A 21,972-nucleotide genomic window follows, 5' to 3' on the forward strand; every position below is an offset into this window, starting at 1 on the left:
TTATCAATCGAGGCGGCCCGTCTGGCCACGGTCGCGCAGGTAGTGGTCGGCGATCGCGCAGGCGACCATGGCCTCGCCGATCGGCACGGCGCGGATTCCGACGCAGGGGTCATGGCGGCCCTTGGTGCGGACATCCACCTCCTGACCGTCGGCGTCGATGGAGCGGCGCTCGGTCAGGATGGACGAGGTCGGCTTGATCGCGAAACGGGCGACGACGGGCTGCCCGGTCGCTATGCCGCCGAGAATGCCGCCGGCGTTATTGGAAAGGAACACAGGCTTGCCATCGGGGCCGATCCGCATTTCGTCAGCATTTTCCTCGCCGGTGATTCCGGCAGCCTCGAAACCATTGCCGATCTCCACGCCCTTGACCGCATTGATCGACATCAGGTTCGAGGCGATGTCCTGGTCGAGCTTGGCATAGATCGGCGCGCCAATGCCGGCCGGCACGCCTTCCGCCACCACTTCGATGATGGCGCCGACCGACGAGCCTGCCTTGCGAATGCCGTCGAGATACGCTTCCCATACGGGAACGATGGCCGGGTCCGGTGCGAAGAACGGATTGTTGCCGACCTCCGACCAGTCCCAGTTCGCCCGGTCGATTCTGTGCTGGCCGATCTGCACGAGTGCCGCGCGCACGGTCAGGCCCGGCACCACGCGCCGCGCCAGTCCGCCGGCCGCCACTCTCGCTGCCGTCTCGCGGGCAGAAGAACGCCCGCCGCCGCGATAGTCGCGAATGCCGTATTTCAGGTCGTAGGTGAAGTCGGCATGGCCCGGCCGGTAGCGCCGGGCGATCTCGCCGTAATCCTTGGAGCGCTGGTCGGTGTTCTCGATCAGCATGGAGATGGGGGTGCCCGTCGTGATCAGCGTCTCGCCGTCCGCATCCGGCATCACCCCGGAGAGCACCCGCACCAGATCGTCCTCGCGCCGCTGGGTGACGAAGCGCGACTGGCCGGGCTTGCGCTTGTCCATCCACGCCTGAAGCTCGGTCAAGGTGAAGCGAATGCCGGGAGGGCAGCCATCCACGACGCAACCGAGCGCCGTGCCGTGGCTTTCGCCCCATGTGGTGACACGGAAAAGATGACCGAACGTATTATGCGACATGCTGCGGCAACCATTGTCTGCTGCGGGCGGCCCCGACTGGCGGCACCCGTTCTCTGGCCGACACTCTTACTGCATAAGTTGCGCTGCGGAAACGCTTTAAGCAGAAAAACAAGGGCGCCGCTACCTTCGGTTCATGAGGCGAGTTGCCATTTCCCCGCCGCGAGATCCGCAAGCCCGTCGGCTGGCAGCGGCCTGGAGAAGGCGTAGCCCTGCAGGATGTCGCAGCCAAGGACGGCGAGCATTTCGGCATGCTCCAGCGTCTCCACGCCTTCCGCCACGGTCCCGATGCCCAGCGACCGGCCGATCTCGATGATCGCGCGCACCAGCGCCTGCTCGCGCGGGGCATGGGGGATGGGGGAGACCAGTTGCCGGTCGATCTTCAGCCGCTTCGGCTTGATTTTCAACAGGCTGACGATCGAGGTGTGGCCGGTTCCGAAATCGTCCAGTTCGATATCGATACCGAGCGCGACGATGCCGGCGATGTTGGCGGTGATGATCTCGTCGTCACCATCGAGGAAAATCGCTTCCACGAGTTCGAAACAAAGCTGCCCCGGCGCGAAGGCGAGGCCTGCGAGCGAGGCGAGCAGCGTCTCGTCCCGCAGCCGCCGTGCCGAAACGTTGACGGAGACGCGCGGGATGCGGATGCCGGCGGCTGTCCAGTGCATCAGGTCGATCAGCGCCCGCTCCATGACGATCTGGTCGAGCGCGGCCACGACATTCAGGTCCTCGGCGATCGACAGGAACCTGTCCGGCGTCAGCACGCCGTCACGCGGATGGTTCCAGCGGATCAGCGCCTCGACCCCGCAAAGCTGCAGCGTTTCCGCATCGAATTGCGGCTGATACCAGGCCGTGAATTCGCCGCGCTCGATGCCTTCGAGGATTTCGTCGGCAATGCGCTTGCTGTTGACGATCTCCGACTGGAGGGCCTCGCTGAAGAATTCGTACCGGTTGCGGCCCCTCTCCTTGGCACGGTAGAGCGCGATATCGGCATTGACCATAAGCCGCCCGAGATCGGCGTCCGTACTGCTACCGACGGCAATTCCGACACTGACGCCGAAGCGACAGGAGAAGCCTTCGTGGTCGACGGGCTGGCGCATCCGGGCGATGATCCGGTCGGAGAGCGCTTCGAGCTGCCCTGCAACCGGGTTCGGCACGAGAACGACGAACTCGTCTCCGCCGATCCGCGCGACCAGATCGTCGGCGCCGGCTTCCGTTTTGAGAACCCGCGAGGCATGGACCAGCATGGCATCGCCTGCGGCATGGCCGAGCGTATCGTTGATCTGCTTGAAGCGGTCGAGGTCGAGATGCAGCAGTGCCACATCGGTGGCGCGCCCGGGTTCCCGGTCGAGAAGAGCGGCGAGAGCGGCATCGAGCATGCGCCGGTTGCCGAGCCCGGTCAGGGGGTCGTGAAGCGCATTGTGCTCGATCCGGTCCTTGGCGGCCGCAAGCTCCGCCGTCTGCGCCTCGGCAAGCGCCTTGGCCTCCATCATCGCGTTCGTCAGGCGCACGTCCTCGGTAATGTCCCAGCTGAGGCCGGTCACTGTCTTGCGGTGGTCGAGCCCCATATTGACCGAGCCGATGTGGCGGATATGGCGCGTGCCCGTGGGCAGCACCACGCGGTAGTCCGTCTGGTACGGCTCGAGAAACATCACCGTATTGTTCAGCACTTCTTCCGCGTGCGGCAGGTCGTCGGGATGGATGTTCGTCTTCCAGGCCATCTGTCCCGGTGCGCCACTGCGCGGCGCAAGACCGTGAAGGCTGTACATCCGGTCGTCCCAGGTGCGCAGCCTTGTCTCGAGGTCGATCTCCCACACACCGAAACTGGAGCATTCGAGCGCCAGATTGAGCCGCCGCGACATGGCCAGGAATTCCCGGTTACGGCGGTCGAGCGCGCTGATGGCGCGTCGGCGCTCCCCCATCAGCCCGAATGTCAGGACAATCGGCACGATCACGATCATGGCGCAGGCCATGATCGTCCACGCGATTTCCTGCTGGTTGCCGGGCGGCTGGTCGAAGCCGCCGAGGGGCGCGCCCGCAAGCTGCCATGTGCCTCCCGGCAGTGATACCTCCTGCAGCACGGCGTCGGCATGAAACGTCGAATTCTTGCCGAAGAAGGCATCGCCGATCTCGGCGCGATTGGAAACGTCGCGAATGCTGAGCGTGATCGTCGTGTTTCTGCCGGTGGCCACCGCGCCGCCTCCGGTCTTGGCCATGAGGTCCGCGCCGAGATAAACGGCGCTTTCATCGATCACGGCTTCGACGAAACCCCAGAGAACAGGCTGGCCGTGTGGGCTGGAGAAAACGGGGAGGTAGACGTCGAAACCGGTGGAGCCGTCGGGAAGCACCAGCAAACTGCCGATGGCCGCGTTCCCATGGGCCTGCGCCCGCTGTAGTGCGGTGCGTTGGGAATAGAACCTGTCGAGCCGCGTGCCCGCCATCCGGGCATGCTCCATGGATGGCATGACCCGGGAAATAACACCGCCGGGCGCAAGGCTGATGCGGCGGATGCCGGGATTGCGCTCCATGATCTTTGTGGCGAGTGCGGCGAAGTGGGCCGGCGGAATGTCGCCGTCGAGCGCGATATCGTTCGCCAGCCCTGCAAGAGCGATCGTGTTCCGGTCGATGTTCGCCTGGATCTGTGCCTCGACGAGGCGCAGCGTGCTCTGGACGTCGCTTCTCAGGGATGCCTGGAAATTCGCACTGTTCTGCGTCTGGTAGACATGCCCGGCTGCCAGAAGGATCAGCGTGGCCACGAGGGACGGGATGAGGGACGAGCGGGTGAAGCGCACCAAGATCGACGCCCTGGCACGAACAGCGTCCCCGATTCCCGCCATGTGACCCCATTCCCTCTGCGCTTGCCCAACATGTGAACTCGCCCGAAGGTAGTGACCGAAGATTAAGATCGTCTTATTTTCGAGGCATGCGACCGGTTGCAGAGGACGGCGCGTCGTCAATCCTCTGTTAACCATGTTTGCGCGAACCCGGTTCGCCGTCACATGCTCATCGGATTGTCACAAGGTTGGTGAATTTTTGCCACAATCGGCGCCCAAAAACTGCATCATATTCGAACAGTGAATCAAACAGCCAAGAGGGAGACACAGATGCGTTTCGTCGTTGCGACATTGATGGCGACCGCCAGTTTCTTCTCGCCTCTCGCGGCTTTTGCCGATAGCGCCGATATCGAAGCGACGATCACGGGCATCGACACCGACAGGCTCAGCCTCTCGCTGGATGACGGAAAGAGCTATCAGGCACCCGAGGAATTCAATTTTGAAGGCCTGAAGGCCGGCGTCAAGGTCGTCGTGTTCTACACGGAAGTGGACGGCAAGCGCGTCATCAACGATCTCGAAGTCGTTCAGTAAGGCATTTTCCGCTTCATTCCTCCCGTCATGCTCGGGCTTGTCCCGAGCATCCGCCGCGCTGCCCGCGATCCAGAGGATCATAGACCTTGCGGCATTTGCGGGGACGACATCAGATGCTCGGGACAGGCCCGAGCATGACGAAGGTGGTGGCGAACGGTTACCCAAAATCCATGCCGGGCATTGATTGACCATAAACCCTATGGACACGCGCCCGGTTTGCCGGCCACCGTTCTGCCCACGGAGATAACCGTTTCAGACCCAGCCGACCGTGCCGTTCTCGATCTTCAGAATCCGGTCCTGCGGAATGGCCCCCATCGAGGCCTCCTCGGGGGCCATGGCGCCGAGCAGCTTGAAGACGCTGCGAATGACACCGCCATGGCTGACGCAGACGGTGGGAACCGTGACGTCCTTCATCCACGACGCGATGCGCCATGAGAGGATCTCGTAGCTTTCCGCGTCGTCGCCGGGGGGTATGAAGTCCCACTTGGAGGCTTCCCGCTCGGCGACCCGCTCCGGGACGCTCGCCTCCAGCTCTTCCAGCGTGAAGCCCTCCCAGTCGCCGAAGGAAACCTCCTTCAGCCGGTCGTCTGTCCGATAAGCAGTGGCGTCCAGCCCCATCGCGCCGCGCAAAAGCTCCATGGTCTCGCGCGTCCGTCCGAGCGGGCTTGCCACGTAATCGAACGAGGTGGCTTGCGTGCCGAGAATCTGCGCCAGCGCCCGGCCATTGCCGCGCGCCTGATCGCGACCCGTGTCGTTCAGCGGAATGTCCTTCTGGCCCTGCATGCGAATTTCCGCATTCCAGTCGGTCTGGCCGTGGCGGATCATGTAGATCAACATGGGAAATGCCTTCTGCGGGGGAGGGCGCGATGCGCACCCCCGGCCAAGCCGGATCGAACCGGCTCCGTGGCAATGCGCGATCGATAAGAGGGGAGGTCAGTCCTTGACGACGGCAATATCCGGCGCATCGACGGCCTTCATGCCGACGACATGGTAACCGCTGTCGGCATGGTGCACTTCACCGGTGACCGAGCGCGACAGGTCCGACAGCATATACAGGCCGACATCGCCGACCTCGTCGATCGTCACGGTGCGGCGCAGCGGCGCGTTATACTCGTTCCACTTCAGGATGTAGCGGAAGTCGCCGATGCCGGAGGCTGCCAGCGTCTTGATCGGGCCGGCGGAGATCGCGTTGACGCGGATGTTCTTCGGGCCGAGATCGACCGCGAGATACTTTACGCTGGCTTCCAGCGCGGCCTTGGCGACGCCCATGACGTTGTAGTTCGGCATGACCTTTTCGGCGCCGTAATAGGTCATGGTCAGCAGCGAGCCGCCGTCCGTCATCAGCTTTTCCGCGCGGCGCGCGACCGAGGTGAAGGAGTAGACCGAGATCTGCATGGTCTTGGCGAAGTTGTCGGGCGAGGTGTCGACATAGCGGCCGGTCAGTTCGTCCTTGTCGGAAAAGCCGATGGCGTGGACGACGAAGTCGATCTTGCCCCAGGTCTTCTCGATATGGTCGAAAACGGCGTCGATGCTGGCCTCGTCGGACACGTCGCAATGGCCGGCGAGAATGCCGCCGAGTTCGGCCGCCAGCGGCTCCACGCGCTTCTTCAGGGCGTCGCCCTGGTAGGTGAAGGCGATTTCGGCACCCTGCGCATGGATCGCCTTGGCAATGCCCCAGGCGATCGACCTGTTATTGGCGACGCCCATGATCACGCCGCGCTTTCCACTCATCAAACCGGATGTTTGCGCCATCGTGTCTGCCCCTGAATGCCTCTGGATCGGACCGGCCAGGCGCCAGCCGAAATCATGCTTGAAAAAGATACTGCCCCGATCGCTGCCGCACCCGCGCGTCTGCGAGGGGCGATCCGGTTCGCGAGGCCTCGCTATGGCATAGGCTTACAAGGCGTTCAAGCTTGGGGAGGATCAGGAACTGTTAGGACCGGTAACAAACGGTCAGTGTCCACTGTGAATGTCGCATCTTCGTCATGAACGGGGGTGATTTTCACACGCACAGTGCGTGAAGGGCGACGGGAAGGTGGCTTCTTCGTCCGCCCTCTCCTCCGTCATGCTCGGGCTTTTCCCGAGCATCTGCTGTCGTCCCCGCAAATGTCGCAACGTCCATGGTCCTCCCGATCGCGGGCAGCGCGGCGGATGCTCGGCACAAGGCCGGGCATGACGACAGAGGTGGCGTCGCTCGACGTCGGAAGAATGCCATCAGAAGCATCGAACAAAACCGTATCAGAGCACCAGCCCGTCGCGCTGGCTGCGCATGAGGTCCATCAGTTTCTGGTCGGGACGCTCGCCAAGTGTCAGGCTGAGCTCGACGATCAGCGCGCCACGCCCGCCTTCGGCCGTCATCAGGCCCTGCTCGGGGATGCGCAGCGGCCTGTCCGGGCCAGACCATTTGGGAATGACGAGCGGTGCGTGCCCCGTGACGGTCGCAACCATCGTGGTGCAGCCGAGCACGGCATCGTGCAGCGATAGCGACAGGGTGGTGCGCAGGTCCGTTCCATCGACGCGAAACCGCTCATGTCGCGCGACGCGGATGCTGACGAGCGCATCGCCGCGCGCAGTACCCTGCCGGTAGCCCTGTTCGCGCAGGCGAATGAGGCTCCCGTCGGTCGTGCCGGCCGGCAGCGCCACTTTCAGCACCTGCCCGTCGGGCAGCGTCGCGGTCACGCGTCGGCGCTTGAACAGGTCCTCGACGGTCGCGACGGCCTCGCAGACGAGATCCGGCACGCGTTCGGCAGCCGGTTTTTCCCCCGGCCTTTCCCCCGTTCTTTCCCCCGTTCTTTCCATGACCTTTTCAGACGTCCTGTCCGCAGCCTTTTCTCCCGTCACCGGCAATATCCGGCGGAACAGGCTGGACACGATCTCGGCGGCCGGGGCGGCTGCACGGGCAAGGATGCTCGGGCCGGTGGACGCGCCGGCTGACGCAGCCTCGGCGGCATTTTCGGGCGGTGCCTCGTCCGCGACCTTCACGTCCGCCGGGGCGTCGTTCTTCGACGCGGGTGCCGGGCGTGGTGCGGGCCTCGATGCTGCGGCCTTCGCCGCCTCCGGCTTGCCATTGTCCGTGCCGAAGATACGCGAAACCGCCTCTTCCGCCGTCTCCGGACCGACAGCCTGTTCGGGCGCCGAGGGGTTTGCGCGCCGCTTCATTTCTTCCATGCGGCGCAGGTCCGCATTGCGGCGGGCCTGATCGTAGCGGTTGCGCATCTGCGGGTCCTTGAGGACCTCGTAGGCGCGGCCGGCCTCGGCAAAGCGCGCCGTCGCGTTCGGATCTTCACGGTTCTGGTCGGGATGCACGGCCTTGGCCATGGCGCGCCATGCGGCCTTGATCTCGTCGGGGCCGGCATTGCGGCGCACGCCGAGGACGGCATAGGGGTCTTGCATCGACATCTTCATGGTTCATCCTCGTCCAGCGACGGCTCGCGCGCTGTTACCGGCGGGAATGATGAAAAGAAGGGCGTTAAGGACAGGTTTATCGAAGCGGAAACACGGGCAGCACCCGGGCGCATAAGTGCGCAGAGGGTTAAGATTGCGTTTGCGGGCGTATCAACTGCGCGGGGCAAAGCTGGTCAGCGTCCAGTCGCCATCGCCCGTCCGGCAGGTGTTGCCGTCGAACTTGGCGATACCCTGATAGGAGTGCCGCGTCGTCGTGAAGCGGCGGCACACCATCCCGCCGACGGTCTGCTCCTGAATGCTGGAGATGACGCCGGCGCTGCCGGATTGCGCATTGGCCCAGGGGATGGGGTTGCCGGCGACCTCGCGCACATTAGCGGTGGAAACGGCTGTCTGCACGGCGGCCGCGTCGATCATAGCCGGACTGGGCGGCGCGGGTATGGAGCCGGTGCGAACGTTATCGACGCCGGCTGCGTCGCCAAGGCCGATCCCGTTGCCCATGCAGCCCGAAAGCCCGGCAATGCAAAGCCCGAGCGTCATCGCTCCTGCAAGACGCGAGAAGAGCTTGGTGTCGCAGGCGCGTTTTGCTATGTCTTTCACGGTCACCCTGTCGGACTTGAAATGGCTACGGTGTCGCTCGAAACGGCATGTCCGCGGCCTACATGTGAGGTCGGCATCGGCAGCCTGCATTGGAAACGGAATATGACGGAAATCCGGTTAACAACTGGTGACTTCACCGAGGAAAACGAACCATTTACGCTGTTCGGCACCTGGCTGAAGGAGGCGCAGGAAACCGAGATCAACGACCCGAACGCCGTCGCGCTCGCCACCGTCGATCCGGACGGACTGCCCAATGTCCGCATGGTGCTGCTGAAGGACTTCGACGCCGACGGTTTCGTGTTCTACACCAACTTCGAAAGCCAGAAGGGCCGCGAGATTCTGGCGACCCGCAAGGCGGCCATGTGCTTCCACTGGAAGAGCCTGCGCCGGCAGGTGCGCCTGCGCGGCACGGTCGAGATCGTCAGCGACGCGGAGGCCGACGCCTATTACCAGTCGCGCGCGCGCGGCAGCCGCATCGGCGCCTGGGCCTCCAAGCAGTCGCGCCCGCTCGAAAGCCGCTTCGCGCTCGAAAAGGCTGTCGCCGAGTTCACCGCCCGCCACCCGATCGGCGAGATCAAGCGCCCGCCTTACTGGTCCGGCTTCCGCATCCGCCCGGTGTCGATCGAGTTCTGGAAGGATGGCGCCTTCCGCCTGCACGACCGCATCGAGTTCCGCCGTCCCGAGACCGCTGGCGACTGGTCCAAGGTGCGCATGTATCCTTGAGCCACTAACGGCCCTTCATCAGGCGGAAGGGAATGCCGGAGGCCAGAGCCGAGACATGGCCCGGCCTCTGGAAATGCCCGTTGAGCGAGATCCGGGGCAGGGCGGTCGGATCGGCATCGCCTGCAAGCGTGCCCGGCCGCGTCGTTACCGCGACGAGGCCATGGCTGCCGGCAAGCGCCATGTCGCGGGATGATACAGCCCGCGCATCGCCATAGGGATAGGCGAACGTCGTCGGCCGAACGCCGGTAACCGCGGCGACCGCCTCGACGGAACGCAGGATCTCGTCTTCCGCCTCATTGTCGGATAGCCGCGCCAATGCGCGGTGACTGACGGTATGCGCTCCGATCGCGGCTCCAGGCAGGCGGGAGAGCACGACAAGCCCCGCCGCGTCCAGCGTCAGCCGGTCGGTGAGCGACAGCGGATCGAGACCCTCGGCACGGGCCAGCCGGTCGATGTCGGCGACAGCGGTCGCCTCGTCCACGGAATGGACGAAATCCGCAAAGCGCGTGAACGCGGCCTGCATCTGCTGCGGTGTCTGGAGGTGCAGGCGCTCCGGCCCGGCGCCGAAGTCGAAGGTCAGCCGGGGTTTTGCCTGCAGCAGCTCCGCCAGCGTCTCCCACCAGAGGCTCCGCGTTCGCGTCACGAAACCTTCCGTCGCAAACACGGTGAACGGCACCCCGTGATGGGCAAAGACCGGAGCGGCATGGTCGAGATTGTCGCGATAGGCATCGTCGAGCGTGAAGACGGCAACGGGTTTTACGTCGTCGCCGGCAAGATGCGCCGGAAGATCGGCAAGCGGGACGAATCCGTAGCCATCGCGTTTCAGCCGGACGATGGCCGCATCGAGAGCCTGCGGCGTGATCTCCAGATGCGCATTCGGCGAAAACATGGCGGCCACGAACGGTCGCACGTGATGCAGCGTAAAGATCGCCCCGCGCCCGCGTGCCCCCCGCATCAGTCCCGCCGCCGACATTCCGCGCGCAAACGCCAGCCCGCCGGCAATGACGCGCCTCTTGATCAATGGATTCACGACCTGCCGACACTCCTCTTGGATGGGTGAGGCAACTGTAGGGCGCAGGAGGTAAAGGCTCCCTGAACGATCGAGACGAGAAGGTCGGCGAACGCGTCGCCTTTGTCGCAGACGTTGGATTGGACGAGGCCTCGCATTGCCGGTACAACGGGAAAGCGGACGAGATGACGATGCTCGTGCCGCCGGACATCCGGAATCGAGGGACAATCATGACCGAAGACAGCGCGCATTATCCGCCGGTCGATCCGATCAAGGCGGGCCTGCGCGGTCGCTGCCCGCGCTGCGGGGAGGGCAAGCTGTTTCAGGGCTATCTCGCTCTGCGCCCCCGCTGCGCCGCCTGCGGGCTCGATTACGATTTCGCGGATGCGGGCGATGGCCCCGTGGTCTTCGTCATCCTCATCATCGGCTTCATCACGGTCGGCGCAGCACTCTGGGCGGAGGTGAATTACAGCCCGCCGCTGTGGCTGCATTTCCTGCTCTGGATTCCGCTCGCCATCGTCCTGTCGCTCGCGCTGACGCGCATGCTGAAAGGCGTGCTGATCGACCTGCAATATCGCAACAATGCCAGGCCCGGCGAAATCGACCGTGGCTGAGCCTGTCGCACCTGCCGGCATGACGCCGCGCCGGGTCGGACCCGTTGCGCGCCTCCTTTCGGTCGTCCTCCTGCTCGCGCTTTTCGCGGCCCTCCTGTCGCTCGGCACATGGCAGATGCAGCGGCTGCACTGGAAGGAGGGCCTGCTCACGGCCATCGCCGAGCGCCGCAATGCTCCGCCCGTGGATGTCGACGCCATCGCCGCGATGGTGGCAGCCGGCGAGGATATCGAGTACCGCACCGTCAGCGTCTCCGGCGTCTTCCAGAACGCGGGCGAGCGACATTTCTTCGCGACCTATAACGGCCAGACAGGCTTTTACGTCTATACCCCGCTGACACTGACGGACGGCCGCGCTGTCCTCGTCAATCGCGGATTCGTGCCCTATGAGCGCAAGGACCCCGCCACCCGACCGGAGAGCCAGCGCGAAGGCCCCGTTACCCTGTCGGGCCTTGCCCGCGCCCGGCTCGATTCCAAACCCTCCTGGGTGGTGCCGGAGAACGACATTGCCAAGAACATCTTCTACTGGAAGGACTGGACCGCGATGACCGCGGCCTCCGGTCTGTCGGCAGAGCGCACGCTGCCCTTCTTCATCGATGCCGATGCGACACCCGATCCGGGTGTTCTGCCCATCGGCGGCGTCACCCAGTTCGATCTGCCGAACAACCATCTCCAATATGCGCTCACCTGGTACGGCCTTGCCGCCGCGCTCGTTGCCGTCAGCGGCCTGTTCGTCTTCCGCAGACGAGCCGAGGCGCGTGCCGGGCAGGACGCACCTCAGCACAGGACGCCGGAATGACGCTGCTCGCCCAGATCTTCACGGGCCTCACGGCTCTCCTGCATGTCGGTTTTCTCGTGCTGGAAATGTTCCTCTGGACGAAGCCTGCGGGTCGCCGCATCTTCCGCATGACGGCGCCGCAGGCCGAGGCGACACGCGTGCTTGCCGCCAATCAGGGCCTTTACAACGGCTTTCTCGCCGCCGGTCTCGGCTGGTCGCTTCTGGCCTCTCCGCCGGTCTTTGCCGGTCAGTTGCAGCTGTTCTTTCTTGTGTGCGTTGTCATCGCCGCTATATATGGCGCGTGGTCGGTCAGTGCGCGCATCCTTCTGGTGCAGGGCGCCCCGGCGATGCTCGCACTCCTGTTCACAGTCCTGGCGCCCTGATCTCATGGAATTTCGTCCCGCTGAAAAGCCCGTTTCGCAGAAATCGGCACTTACGATCCGCCTCTGCGGCCCGCGTGGTTTCTGCGCCGGGGTGGACCGCGCGATCCAGATCGTGGTGCTTGCGCTGAAGGAGTTCGGCGCTCCGGTCTATGTCCGCCACGAAATCGTGCACAATCGCTACGTCGTGGAAGGGCTCGAGGCCAAGGGCGCGATCTTTGTCGAGGAACTCGACGAAATTCCCCCGGAGCACCGCAAGCAGCCGGTCGTCTTCTCCGCCCATGGCGTGCCGAAATCCGTGCCTGCGGACGCCGACCAGCGCAATCTCTTCTATCTCGATGCGACCTGCCCGCTGGTGTCCAAGGTTCACAAGCAGGCCATGCGCCACAACCGCATGGGCCGTCACGTCGTGCTCATCGGCCATGCCGGCCACCCCGAGGTCATCGGCACCATGGGCCAGCTGCCGGAGGGCAGCGTTTCGCTGGTCGAGACCATTGCCGACGTCGATATCTACACGCCGCCCGACCCCGATAATCTCGGCTTCGTCACCCAGACGACGCTGTCGGTGGACGATACCGCCGGCGTCATCAAGCGCCTGCACGAGCGCTTCCCCAATCTCACGGCGCCTGCCGCCGACAGCATCTGCTATGCCACCACCAACCGGCAGGAGGCCGTGAAGCAGGCCGCTCCCGGCTGCGATCTGTTCCTCATCGTCGGCGCGCCCAATTCGTCCAACTCCAAACGTCTGGTCGAAGTCGCGTTACGCTCCGGCGCGCGCCAGTCGGTCCTCGTCCAGCGCGCGGCCGAAATCGAATGGGATACGCTTGGCGACATCAGGACCGTCGGCCTGTCGGCCGGTGCCTCGGCGCCGGAGGTGATCGTCAACGAGATCATCGAGGCCTTCCGCGAGCGCTATGATGCCGTGGTCGAGCTGGCCGATACGGTGGAGGAAACGGAAAACTTCCTTGTCAACCGCGAACTGCGCCACGTGCCGCTGACCCAGGCCGACATGGCGTTCGTCAACGGCGACTGACGGCCAGCCGGCAGAACTCCACGTCCTCTTCCCCTTTTGGGGGAGATGCCCGGCAGGGCAAAGAGGGCCTTCCTTCATACGTCCACCCCGCAAGGCTCACAGACATGGCCGTCTATACCGATATCTCCGAGGACGACCTCAGGCAGTTCCTGGAACCTTACGAGGTCGGCGAACTCACGTCCTACAAAGGCATCGCCGAAGGCGTGGAGAACAGCAATTTTCTGCTTCACACCACAACGGGCGCCTTTATCCTCACGCTCTACGAAAAGCGCGTCGATCCCGGCGACCTCCCGTTCTTTCTCGGCCTGATGCAGCATCTGGCCGATCGCGGTCTGAATTGCCCGCTGCCGCTCGCCCGCAAGGATGGCGCGCTGCTCGGCACGCTGTCCGGTCGCCCCGCCGCGATGATCACCTTTCTTGAAGGCATGTGGCTACGCAAGCCGGAAGCCGCACATTGCCGTGAGGTCGGCCGGGCGCTGGCCGAAATGCATGTCGCGGGCGAGGGGTTTGCTCTGTCGCGGGAAAACGCCCTGTCCGTCTCCGGCTGGCGTCCCCTGTGGGAAAAGGCGAAGGACCGCGCCGACGAGGTGCAGCCGGGGCTCGGCGAGGAGATCGCCGCCGAACTCGACCACCTCGAAGCCGAATGGCCGGTCGATCTCCCCTCCGGCGTCATCCATGCGGATCTCTTCCCCGATAACGTCTTCTTTCTCGGCGAGAACCTTTCGGGCCTGATCGATTTCTACTTCGCCTGCAACGATCTGCTCGCCTATGACGTCTCGATCTGCCTCAACGCCTGGTGCTTCGAGAAGGACGGCGCCTTCAATATGACGAAGGGCATGGCGCTGCTGTCCGGCTACCAGTCGGTGCGGCCGCTGACAGCGGGCGAAATCGCCGCTTTGCCGCTTCTCGCCCGTGGCTCGGCGCTGCGCTTCTTCCTCACGAGGCTCTACGACTGGCTGACGACGCCGGCAGGCGCGCTGGTGGTGAAGAAGGACCCGCTCGAATATCTCCGCAAGCTGCAGTTCCACCGCTCGGTGAACACGGCGCTCGAATATGGCCTGACGATTTCGGAACCTGACGCATGAAACACATCGACATCTTCACCGACGGCGCCTGCTCGGGAAATCCGGGCCCCGGCGGCTGGGGCGCGGTGCTGCGCTATGGCGAAACCGAGAAGGACCTCTGCGGCGGCGAGGCCGAAACCACCAACAACCGCATGGAACTGCTCGCCGCCATCACCGCGCTCACCTCGCTGAAGGAGCCCTGCGAGGTCGATCTGCACACCGACAGCAAATACGTCATGGACGGGATCATGAAATGGATCCACGGCTGGAAGAAGAACGGCTGGAAGACGGCCGACCGCAAGCCGGTGAAGAACGGCGAACTCTGGCAGGCGCTCGACGCCGCCAACCGCACCCACAAGGTCACCTGGCACTGGGTCAAGGGCCACGCCGGTCATCCGGAGAATGAGCGCGCGGATGAACTGGCGCGCAAGGGGATGGAGCCGTTCAAGACGAAGCGGGCGGTGAAGCTGGGGTAAGGTGACGTGTCACCGTCTCATGCGGCCTGCCCCTCATCCGCCTGCCGGCACCTTCTCCCCGTTATGACGGGGCGAAGGGACCTGGAGCGCCGCTTGGAACCCACCTCTACCCTTCGTGACCGTCCAGCCTTTGAGGCAAGGGCGAGCGCTTGCCGCACGTTCCTTCGCCCCGCATGCGGGGAGAAGGTGGCGGCAGCCGGATGAGGGGCTGCCGCAGCGTCTGACGCACCCTCAGATCTGCTCGAGCATCGTCGCGGCCGACGACACCGTGGCCTGTCCCGGGCTTTCCTCGATATTCAGCGTCTTCACCACGCCATCGTCCACCAGCATCGAGTAGCGCTTGGAGCGCACGCCGAGCGTACCGGCCGAGAGGTCGATGTCGAGACCCAGAGCCTTGGTGAAAGCGGCGTCCCAGTCTGACAGGAAATGGATCTTGTCCATGCCGCCCGATGCCGTGGCCCAGGCGCCCATGACGTGGATATCGTTGACGGCGACGACGGCGATGTCGTCGATCCCGCGAGCGAGGATGGCGTCGCGGTTTTCAAGATAGCCGGGCAGATGGTTGAGCGAGCAGGTGGGCGTGAAAGCGCCGGGGACGCCGAAGATCACGACGCGCTTGCCGGAGAACAGCGCGTCGGTGGTCACTTCCACAGGGCCGTCCACGGTCTTTTCCTTGAAGGTCGCGGATGGAATCTTGTCGCCGATCGAAATGGTCAAAGGGAAGGTCCTTCTAGGAATGGGTCTTCTGAAATGGGGCTCTGATGACGGCGCGGAACACCAGCGGCGCTCCGTGGAAAATCCGCGCGCCGGACAGGCGCAGAGCAAGGATATAGATTTTCAGGGCTTGAAGACAAGCGGCGTTTCCATGGCACGGGCCGCCGTTCCGATCCTGACCCCGATCGTTGCGCGGATCGCGCCGTCGGCGGGCATGCCGACAGCTTTCGGCGGCAGTTTCGTAGCGATGCGCACGTGTGTCAGGCCATCCGCCGCGATCCGGCTGCCTGAGGGATGAAAGACATAGCCGTTCGGTGCCGCGAGGAAGACATCCGCCAGGGTCGCATCGGCCGGTAATGTCAGCGCGAGCGTGATGTCATGCGTTTCCGCATCGAAGGTGGCCTTCGTCACGTTGAAATCCGCTGTGGGAGCGGCGGGCAAAGCTGCAAAGGCGCCCCGCACGCGCGCGGTATCCAGCGCATTGTCCGGCGCGCCGCCCGGAAGCTCGAGGTCGAGTTCTGCCTGCACGGGTATGCAGATGCTCTTGCAGATGCCGAGGAACACGGAGGCTTCCAGCGTCAGATCCTTGCCGGCATCGCCCTTCAGAAGCAGCGGAAAGGAGACCGGCCGATCGTAGCCGGTATATTCGAGATCGCCCTCCGCAAACCTCTCAGGTGCCGGCAGCCGCAGTCCGGAATAGACGAGGCTGGGAGCGCCCGGTCCCTTCGCCGTGACCGTCACCTCCGGCGGAATGCCGCTTGAGCCGGGGTCCGTCCAGTAGGTCCGCCAGCCCGGCTCCAGCCGGATTTCCAGCATGGCGGGCAACGTACCATCTGCCTGCGGCGCGCCGGTCACCAGCCGGATCCCGCCGCCAACGGTTTCCACCCAGGCGCTGCGTGCGGCAAATGCGGTGTTGCCCGCGGCTGCACACGCGAAAAAAAACACGGTGACGAGGGTTGCCACCCGTGCCGAATACGTCAAACTCTGCGGTGTGAAGCGTTCGATCATGGGCAGAGCCATAGCGGTTTTGGCAGGGTCGGAGAAGATCGGCATGATGAAGCGGCCCGGAATGTCGTGCAATTTTTGTTGAATGCGCGCCGGGCCTGCACCGTTTTTCCCCGGCTCGATGGAACGATCATCGGGAAATCGGCTTCGATAGTCGCGAGGGCTGAACGGTCTCTCGACCGGCATCCGCGGCGCCGACATCGAGAACATCAGTAAACGGCAGCATCGAGAAAGCGGGACAGACCTCAACCGGTACAAGGGCAAGGCACCATGATGGCGACATTCCAGAAGAATCGTGAACGGGGTATGTTGGACGGGCAGTTCCTGATTGCTATGCCCGGCATGGTCGATAGCAATTTTGCCCGCACGGTCATTTTCGTCTGCGCGCATTCCGACGACGGCGCGATGGGCTTCATTCTGAATCGCCCCCAGCAGCTCACCTTCCCGGATGTGCTTCTGCACCTTGAGATCGTCGATCGCCTTCAGGCGATCCGGCTGCCGGAGCGGACGCGGGCGTTTCAGATCCAGACCGGCGGTCCGGTCGAGACGGGCCGTGGTTTCGTGCTGCACTCCGACGATTACCTGAGCGAATCGAGCATCCCCGTCAGCGACGATATCTGCCTGACTGCCACGCTCGACATCGTGCGTGCCATCTCCCGCGGCACCGGGCCATCCCGCGCGATGATGATGCTCGGCTATGCGGGCTGGGGGGCAGGGCAGCTGGAGGCGGAAATCGCCAACAATGGCTGGCTGACCTGTGCGGCCAACGAGGACCTGATCTTCGATCGCGACCTCGGAGACAAGTATGACCGGACCCTGGCCGCGATGGGCGTTGCCCCTGCCATGCTCTCGATGACCGCCGGGCACGCGTAAGAGAGCACGGCTCGCACCTTGAGGAAGGCGCTGCGTTTTCTCATTTCCTTATGAAACAAATCGCGGAACATTTTGTCTGACACCCCGTTTTCAAGGCAAGCGGCACAGCAATAAAGCAGCCGCCTCAGTGACAGGGAGTTACGCACATGGGTAGCATTTCCGACAAGGTTTCCGGTCTCGCCAACGAAGCAGCAGGCAATGTCAAGCAGGGCGTCGGCAAGATGACCGATAACGAGCGTCTGCAGGCCGAAGGCAAGGCACAGGAAGTCAAGGGCGAAGTCCAGCAGGCATCCGGCAAGGCCAAGGACACCGTCAAGGGCGCCGTAGATCGCCTGTAACAAAGTTTTGCTACGGCTTTGCCCGTAGCGACGAGGTGCGCAACCGTTGCTGTCCTGACGGGTTCAACTGGATAGCGACGTGCGCCGAATGCCCGCTGTGCCTGGTGCCGGCGGGCATTTCCTCGTTTGGCAGTCAGGTTCAGGCGACCGGGCGGAATGCGGGTCGCTTTCGGCGACATAATATATAGGGCAGCGAAAACAGAGTGACCTAAAGAACGCCACAGCTGTCGGGCCACAACAAACAGATGCCATCCATGGGGACGGCCAGGGACGAAACGATCATGAAGCTCTTTACGTGCAGCAATTGCGGAAATTCCGTACACTTCGACAATCGCACCTGCGTGAATTGCGGATCGCGTCTCGGTTTCGAAACGGAGTCCCTGAGCATGAAGGCATTGGCTCCGGCCGGCGGCGATCAGTGGACCGTCATCGGCAAGACCGACACGTCCGTGCGCTTCTGCGCCAATGCGATGAACGATATCTGCAACTGGCTCGTCCCCGCCGGTAGCCAGAACACCTATTGCATCGCCTGCAGCTACAACCACATCGTCCCGGTCACGGATAATGCGGAAGGCGTTCAACGCTGGCAGAAGATCAGCCAGGCACAGCGCCACCTGTTCTACTCGATCCTGCGCTGGAACCTCCCGCGCCCGGGTCGCGACGTCGATCCGCAGGGCGGCCTTGTGTTCGATTTCCTTGCCGACGAGGTCGATGCGAACGGAAACGTCATTCAGGCCGCGATGACGGGCCATGAGGATGGTCTGATCAGCCTGCGCGCCGCAGAGGCCGACGATGCCACGCGGGAAAGCATCCGCGTCTCCATGGGCGAGCCCTACCGCACGCTGCTCGGCCATTTCCGCCACGAGATCGGCCACTTCTACTTCGCCCAGCTCTGCCGCGACGAGGAAACGCTTGCCGAAGCCCGCGCTTTGTTCGGCGACGAGCGCGAGGACTATGCCGCAGCCTTGCAGCGCAATTACGAGCAGGGCCCGCCAGCCGATTGGCAGAACCGCTTCATCTCGACCTATGCCAGCTGCCATCCCTCGGAAGACTTCGCCGAGTGCTGGGCGCATTTCTTCCATATCGTCGATACGCTCGAAACCGCCCGCGCCTTTGGCCTCTCGACCGACCCGCGCCGTCACGAGGAAATGGCAGCCGAAGTCGATTTCGACCCCTACAATGTCCGCGACGCGCAGACATTGGTCGATGCCTGGGTTCCCCTCAGCGTGGCGCTGAACAGCATCCAGCGCTCGATGGGCCAGACCGACAGCTACCCCTTCGTGCTCTCGATCCCCGTGGTCCAGAAGCTCGAATTCCTCAACCGGCTGATCCACAAGGCCGGGCAGGGGAACGTCAATATGGCGGCCCAGCCCGTACAGACGCCCGCTGCGGCCTGAGGTTTTCAGGTCCGGAATGTGAAGCGCCCTTCCCTGGAAAAGGAGGGGCGTTTTTCGTTTCGGGGTGATCGTGCAGCGTTGTGGTAGGGCAGCCCCTCACCCTAACCCTCTCCCCGCCTGCCGGGGAGAGGGGACTCCGCTGCGATCATGTGGCAGGGGCAGGGGATTGCCTGTGGCCCCTTCTCCCCGCCCGCGGGGAGAAGGTCGCGGCAGCGGGATGAGGGGCTTTCCGCCCGCCTCAAGCCCGCTTCATCAACGGAAACCGCTCCTTCAGCAGCCGCTGAATCAGATCCGAGGAAATCGGCGGGCCGAAGAGGAAGCTCTGGCCGTAATGGCAGCCCATCTGTCCGAGCTGGATCGCGTCTTCCTCGGACTCGATGCCTTCGGCCACGACCTGCATCTCGAGTTCCCGCGCCATGCCGATGACGGAGCGGAGCAGGATGGTGCGTTTGTCGCTCTCGTCCTTCACCAGCGCCTTGTCCATCTTGATGGTGTCGAACGGGAAGCGCGTGAGATAGGCGAGCGAGGAGTGACCGGTGCCGAAGTCGTCCAGCGCCAGCTTCAGCCCGCTGTCGCGCAGCTTCTGGAGCACGAGCCGCGCCTGTTCCGGGTTCTCCATCATCAGCGACTCGGTCAGCTCCACCATGACCTGCGACGGGTTGCAGCGGTTCTTGTGGAGGATGGCGCGAATATCGTCGTGGAGATCGTTGTTGAGCAGCTGGCCGCTCGACAGGTTGACCGAGACGAAGATCGGCAGCTGACCGGTCTGGATCTGCCATTCGCCGAGATCGCTCGTCGCACGCTCGAAGGCGAAGAGGCCGAGCTGGTTGATGACCTCCGAACTCTCCGCGATCGGAATGAACTCGGATGGCGGAATGCTGCCGCGTTTCGGATGGTCCCAGCGCATCAGCGCCTCGAAACCGGCGATTTCCGCATCGTTCAGCCGCACGATTGGCTGGTAGACGAGGCTGAGTTCGTTGCGCTCGATGGCGCGGCGCAGGTCTGTTTCAAGTTGCAGCCGGTCGGTGCCGGACGTGCGGAAGGCAGGGCGGTAGGGCTCGACGCGGTTGCCGCCCGCCTTCTTGGCGCGGAACATGGCAAGCTCGGCATCGTCCAGCAGCCCGGCGGCGCTCTGGCTCTGGTCCACCCAGGAAACCAGGCCGACGGACGCGGTGAGGCTGATCTCGCGGTTGCCGAAGGTGATCGGCACCATGATCGCCCGGCTGACGGCCTCGGCGAAATCCGCCACCTTGGCGGGATCGCGCTCGGAGGTCAGAATCAGGCCGAACTGGTCGCCGCCAAGCCGAGCCAGCGTATCCTGCGGCTTCAACAGCCGCCGAAGCCGCCGTGTCAGGGCGATCAGAATGTTGTCGCCGGCCGCGATGCCCAGCACGTCGTTGACGTTCTGCTTGTAGCGGTCGATGTCTATGGCGATGACCGTCGGGCGCACGCCGTTCGCACCCGGCGCGAGCGCCAGGATCGATTGCAGCCGGTCGAGGAAGATCTGGCGGTTGGGCAGCCCGGTCAGATTGTCGTGCAGGGCGTCGTGCAGCAGCCGGTCGAGCGAATTGCGCTGCTCCGTTATATCGACCAGCGTGCCGACGCAGCGGATGATCTCGCCGTTGGCTCCGAGAACCGGCCGGGCGCGGATCGACAGCCAGTGATAATGTCCGTCCTCGGCGCGAATGCGGAAATCATGGTTGAGCCGGCCGCGGCGATGTTCGAGCAGAATGTCGAGCGTGGCGCGGAAGCGGTCGCGGTCGTCGGGGTGAAGGCGCGGCAGCCAGTTGCGCGCAGGCCCGTGCATCGCGCCGGGCGTCAGGCCCAGCTGCTGCGATACGTCGGGAATGGTCACCACCCGGTCGCGCGCCACGTCCCAGTCCCAGACGGTATCGCCCGAGCCGGTCAGCGCCAGCGACTGGCGTTCGAGGTCGGAGAACAGCCCCTGGCTGTAGGCGCCGCCGGCAAAGGCGTGCTGCATGACCGTGAAGCCGATCAGCAGCACGATCAGCACGAGCCCGCCGCCCAGCGCCGGCTGAACGATGTCGTTGGAAAGCCGCCCCGTCACCGTCAGCCAGGCGCCGAACAGCCAGACAAGCGTCAGCAGCCAGGCGGGAACGAGCAGGATGGCGCGGTCGTAGCGGTTGAGCCCGAGATAGGCGATGAGGATGATGCCGGCCGTGCCCGTCAGCGCAAACGAGATGCGCGCAATGCCGGCCGCGATGGCCGGATCGTAGATCGCCACGCCGAAGAGCAGGCCGAGGCCGAGAATCCAGGCGAGCGTCGCATAGGACAGGTGCTGGTGCCAGCGATTGAGGTTGAGATAGGTGAAGAGGAAGATGACGAGGCCGGCGGCGAGGAACACCTCCGTTCCCGCCCGCCATATTCGCTCGTCTCCCGCCGTGATCGCGATCAGCTTCGACAGGAAACCGAAATCGACGCAGATATAGGCCAGCACCGCCCAGGCGAGCGCGGCCGTGGCCGGCAGCATGGAGGTGCCCTTGACGACGAAAAGGATGGTCAGGAACACCGCCAGCAGGCCGGCAATGCCGAGCACGATGCCGCGATAGAGCGTGAAGGCGTTGACCGTGTCCTTGTAGGCGTCCGGCTCCCAGAGGTACATCTGTGGCAGGTCCGGCGTTGCAAGCTCGGCGACGAAGGTGATGACGGAGCCGGGGTTCAGCGTGATGCGGAACACGTCCGCCTCCTCGCTCGGCTGCCGGTCGAGCGCGAAGCCTTCCGACGGCGTGATGGACAGGATGCGCTGCGAGCCGAGGTCGGGCCAGAAGATCTTGGAATTCACCAGCCGGAAATGCGGCGCGACGATCACGCGCTCCAGCTGTTCTTCCGACACGTTGGCGAGCGCGAAGACGGCCCAGTCTCCCTGGTGATTGTCCGCGCTGGAGCGAACCTCGATGCGCCGCACGATGCCGTCGGTGCCGGGCGCGGTGGAGACCTGAAAGGCCTCGCCTCGTCCGGTATAGATCTCCGTCGTCGCGGTCAGGTCGAGCGCGGTGTCCTCGCGCGAGATCTTCACGGGCTCGATGGCATGGGCCTGGCTCCCGCCGAGCCACATCATCGCAAGCACCAGAGCCAGCATCAGCCC

At 64.2% G+C, this 21,972-nt stretch carries 21 protein-coding genes; 11 read left to right on the forward strand and 10 right to left on the reverse strand.

What is annotated here, in order from left to right; all coding sequences use genetic code 11:
- Nucleotides 1-3: 3 nt before the first annotated feature.
- Nucleotides 4-1,101: a chorismate synthase gene (aroC, locus tag BSG19_RS09430; RefSeq protein WP_092987024.1), complete on the reverse strand. Its 1,098-nt coding sequence runs from the start codon at nucleotides 1,099-1,101 to the stop codon at nucleotides 4-6.
- Between the two features lie 131 nt (nucleotides 1,102-1,232).
- Entirely contained in the window at nucleotides 1,233-3,935 is a 2,703-nt protein-coding gene (locus tag BSG19_RS09435; RefSeq protein WP_170865902.1) for a bifunctional diguanylate cyclase/phosphodiesterase, read from the reverse strand.
- A gap of 267 nt (nucleotides 3,936-4,202) precedes the next feature.
- Here BSG19_RS09435 and BSG19_RS09440 point away from each other — a divergent pair, with 267 nt between their 5' ends.
- Nucleotides 4,203-4,463, forward strand: coding sequence for a DUF1344 domain-containing protein (locus BSG19_RS09440; RefSeq protein WP_092932530.1), 261 nt, complete (start codon nucleotides 4,203-4,205; stop codon nucleotides 4,461-4,463).
- A gap of 252 nt (nucleotides 4,464-4,715) precedes the next feature.
- On the opposite strand, the gene BSG19_RS09445 is transcribed toward BSG19_RS09440, so the two are convergent.
- The 4 genes from BSG19_RS09445 to BSG19_RS09460 form a co-directional block, all read right to left on the reverse strand.
- The gene (locus tag BSG19_RS09445) at nucleotides 4,716-5,300 is read right to left on the reverse strand and encodes a histidine phosphatase family protein (protein ID WP_092987028.1); all 585 of its coding nucleotides are present in this window, start codon (nucleotides 5,298-5,300) and stop codon (nucleotides 4,716-4,718) included.
- A gap of 96 nt (nucleotides 5,301-5,396) precedes the next feature.
- Nucleotides 5,397-6,215: an enoyl-ACP reductase FabI gene (gene fabI / locus BSG19_RS09450; protein WP_092932534.1), complete on the reverse strand. Its 819-nt coding sequence runs from the start codon at nucleotides 6,213-6,215 to the stop codon at nucleotides 5,397-5,399.
- 486 nt (nucleotides 6,216-6,701) lie between these two features.
- Nucleotides 6,702-7,868 carry a DnaJ C-terminal domain-containing protein gene (locus BSG19_RS09455; RefSeq protein WP_170865903.1) on the reverse strand — a complete coding sequence of 389 codons (1,167 nt, stop codon included), beginning with the start codon at nucleotides 7,866-7,868 and terminating at the stop codon, nucleotides 6,702-6,704.
- Nucleotides 7,869-8,018: 150 nt separating this feature from the next.
- Nucleotides 8,019-8,465 (reverse strand): RT0821/Lpp0805 family surface protein, encoded by a 447-nt coding sequence (locus BSG19_RS09460; RefSeq protein ID WP_244529163.1) that lies wholly within the window; start codon nucleotides 8,463-8,465, stop codon nucleotides 8,019-8,021.
- A gap of 102 nt (nucleotides 8,466-8,567) precedes the next feature.
- Between BSG19_RS09460 and pdxH the strand changes: the two genes are divergently transcribed.
- Nucleotides 8,568-9,188 carry a pyridoxamine 5'-phosphate oxidase gene (pdxH, locus tag BSG19_RS09465; RefSeq protein ID WP_092987032.1) on the forward strand — a complete coding sequence of 207 codons (621 nt, stop codon included), beginning with the start codon at nucleotides 8,568-8,570 and terminating at the stop codon, nucleotides 9,186-9,188.
- 4 nt (nucleotides 9,189-9,192) lie between these two features.
- Here the strand turns inward: pdxH and BSG19_RS09470 are convergent, their stop codons facing one another.
- Nucleotides 9,193-10,161, reverse strand: coding sequence for a polysaccharide deacetylase family protein (locus BSG19_RS09470; RefSeq protein WP_092987415.1), 969 nt, complete (start codon nucleotides 10,159-10,161; stop codon nucleotides 9,193-9,195).
- Between the two features lie 266 nt (nucleotides 10,162-10,427).
- Here BSG19_RS09470 and BSG19_RS09475 point away from each other — a divergent pair, with 266 nt between their 5' ends.
- From BSG19_RS09475 to rnhA, 6 genes are all read left to right on the forward strand, one after another.
- Nucleotides 10,428-10,811 (forward strand): DUF983 domain-containing protein, encoded by a 384-nt coding sequence (locus tag BSG19_RS09475; RefSeq protein ID WP_092987417.1) that lies wholly within the window; start codon nucleotides 10,428-10,430, stop codon nucleotides 10,809-10,811.
- A 19-nt stretch (nucleotides 10,812-10,830) separates the two neighbouring features.
- Complete coding sequence (locus BSG19_RS09480) at nucleotides 10,831-11,607, forward strand: SURF1 family protein (protein ID WP_244529184.1); 777 nt, start codon at nucleotides 10,831-10,833, stop codon at nucleotides 11,605-11,607.
- Nucleotides 11,604-11,969: a DUF1304 domain-containing protein gene (locus tag BSG19_RS09485; RefSeq protein ID WP_092987036.1), complete on the forward strand. Its 366-nt coding sequence runs from the start codon at nucleotides 11,604-11,606 to the stop codon at nucleotides 11,967-11,969. Before BSG19_RS09480 ends, BSG19_RS09485 begins: the two co-directional genes overlap by 4 nt.
- Nucleotides 11,970-11,973: 4 nt before the next feature.
- Nucleotides 11,974-12,999 carry a 4-hydroxy-3-methylbut-2-enyl diphosphate reductase gene (ispH, locus tag BSG19_RS09490; RefSeq protein ID WP_092987038.1) on the forward strand — a complete coding sequence of 342 codons (1,026 nt, stop codon included), beginning with the start codon at nucleotides 11,974-11,976 and terminating at the stop codon, nucleotides 12,997-12,999.
- A gap of 104 nt (nucleotides 13,000-13,103) precedes the next feature.
- Nucleotides 13,104-14,084, forward strand: coding sequence for a homoserine kinase (locus tag BSG19_RS09495; RefSeq protein ID WP_092987040.1), 981 nt, complete (start codon nucleotides 13,104-13,106; stop codon nucleotides 14,082-14,084).
- Nucleotides 14,081-14,539, forward strand: a complete 459-nt coding sequence (gene rnhA / locus BSG19_RS09500; protein ID WP_062594637.1) for a ribonuclease HI — start codon at nucleotides 14,081-14,083, stop codon at nucleotides 14,537-14,539. Before BSG19_RS09495 ends, rnhA begins: the two co-directional genes overlap by 4 nt.
- 231 nt (nucleotides 14,540-14,770) lie before the next feature.
- Here the strand turns inward: rnhA and BSG19_RS09505 are convergent, their stop codons facing one another.
- Together BSG19_RS09505 and BSG19_RS09510 are read right to left on the reverse strand one after the other, a co-directional pair.
- Nucleotides 14,771-15,256 (reverse strand): peroxiredoxin, encoded by a 486-nt coding sequence (locus BSG19_RS09505; RefSeq protein WP_092987042.1) that lies wholly within the window; start codon nucleotides 15,254-15,256, stop codon nucleotides 14,771-14,773.
- 120 nt (nucleotides 15,257-15,376) lie between these two features.
- Nucleotides 15,377-16,306 (reverse strand): protein-disulfide reductase DsbD domain-containing protein, encoded by a 930-nt coding sequence (locus BSG19_RS09510; RefSeq protein ID WP_244529165.1) that lies wholly within the window; start codon nucleotides 16,304-16,306, stop codon nucleotides 15,377-15,379.
- Between the two features lie 225 nt (nucleotides 16,307-16,531).
- On the opposite strand from BSG19_RS09510, the gene BSG19_RS09515 reads away from it, so the two are divergent.
- From BSG19_RS09515 to BSG19_RS09525, 3 genes are all read left to right on the forward strand, one after another.
- Nucleotides 16,532-17,131: a YqgE/AlgH family protein gene (locus BSG19_RS09515; RefSeq protein WP_092987421.1), complete on the forward strand. Its 600-nt coding sequence runs from the start codon at nucleotides 16,532-16,534 to the stop codon at nucleotides 17,129-17,131.
- Between the two features lie 146 nt (nucleotides 17,132-17,277).
- The gene (locus tag BSG19_RS09520) at nucleotides 17,278-17,469 is read left to right on the forward strand and encodes a CsbD family protein (RefSeq protein WP_092932552.1); all 192 of its coding nucleotides are present in this window, start codon (nucleotides 17,278-17,280) and stop codon (nucleotides 17,467-17,469) included.
- A gap of 281 nt (nucleotides 17,470-17,750) precedes the next feature.
- A complete protein-coding gene (locus BSG19_RS09525) occupies nucleotides 17,751-18,866 on the forward strand; it encodes a zinc-binding metallopeptidase family protein (RefSeq protein ID WP_092987044.1) in 1,116 nt (371 codons plus the stop codon).
- A 238-nt stretch (nucleotides 18,867-19,104) separates the two neighbouring features.
- Here BSG19_RS09525 and BSG19_RS09530 read toward each other — a convergent pair whose 3' ends face one another.
- Nucleotides 19,105-21,966 carry an EAL domain-containing protein gene (locus tag BSG19_RS09530; RefSeq protein WP_092987423.1) on the reverse strand — a complete coding sequence of 954 codons (2,862 nt, stop codon included), beginning with the start codon at nucleotides 21,964-21,966 and terminating at the stop codon, nucleotides 19,105-19,107.
- Between the last annotated feature and the right edge of the window lie 6 nt (nucleotides 21,967-21,972).

Source organism: Rhizobium sp. NFR03 (genome assembly GCF_900111275.1).
GTDB lineage: Bacteria > Pseudomonadota > Alphaproteobacteria > Rhizobiales > Rhizobiaceae > Ferranicluibacter.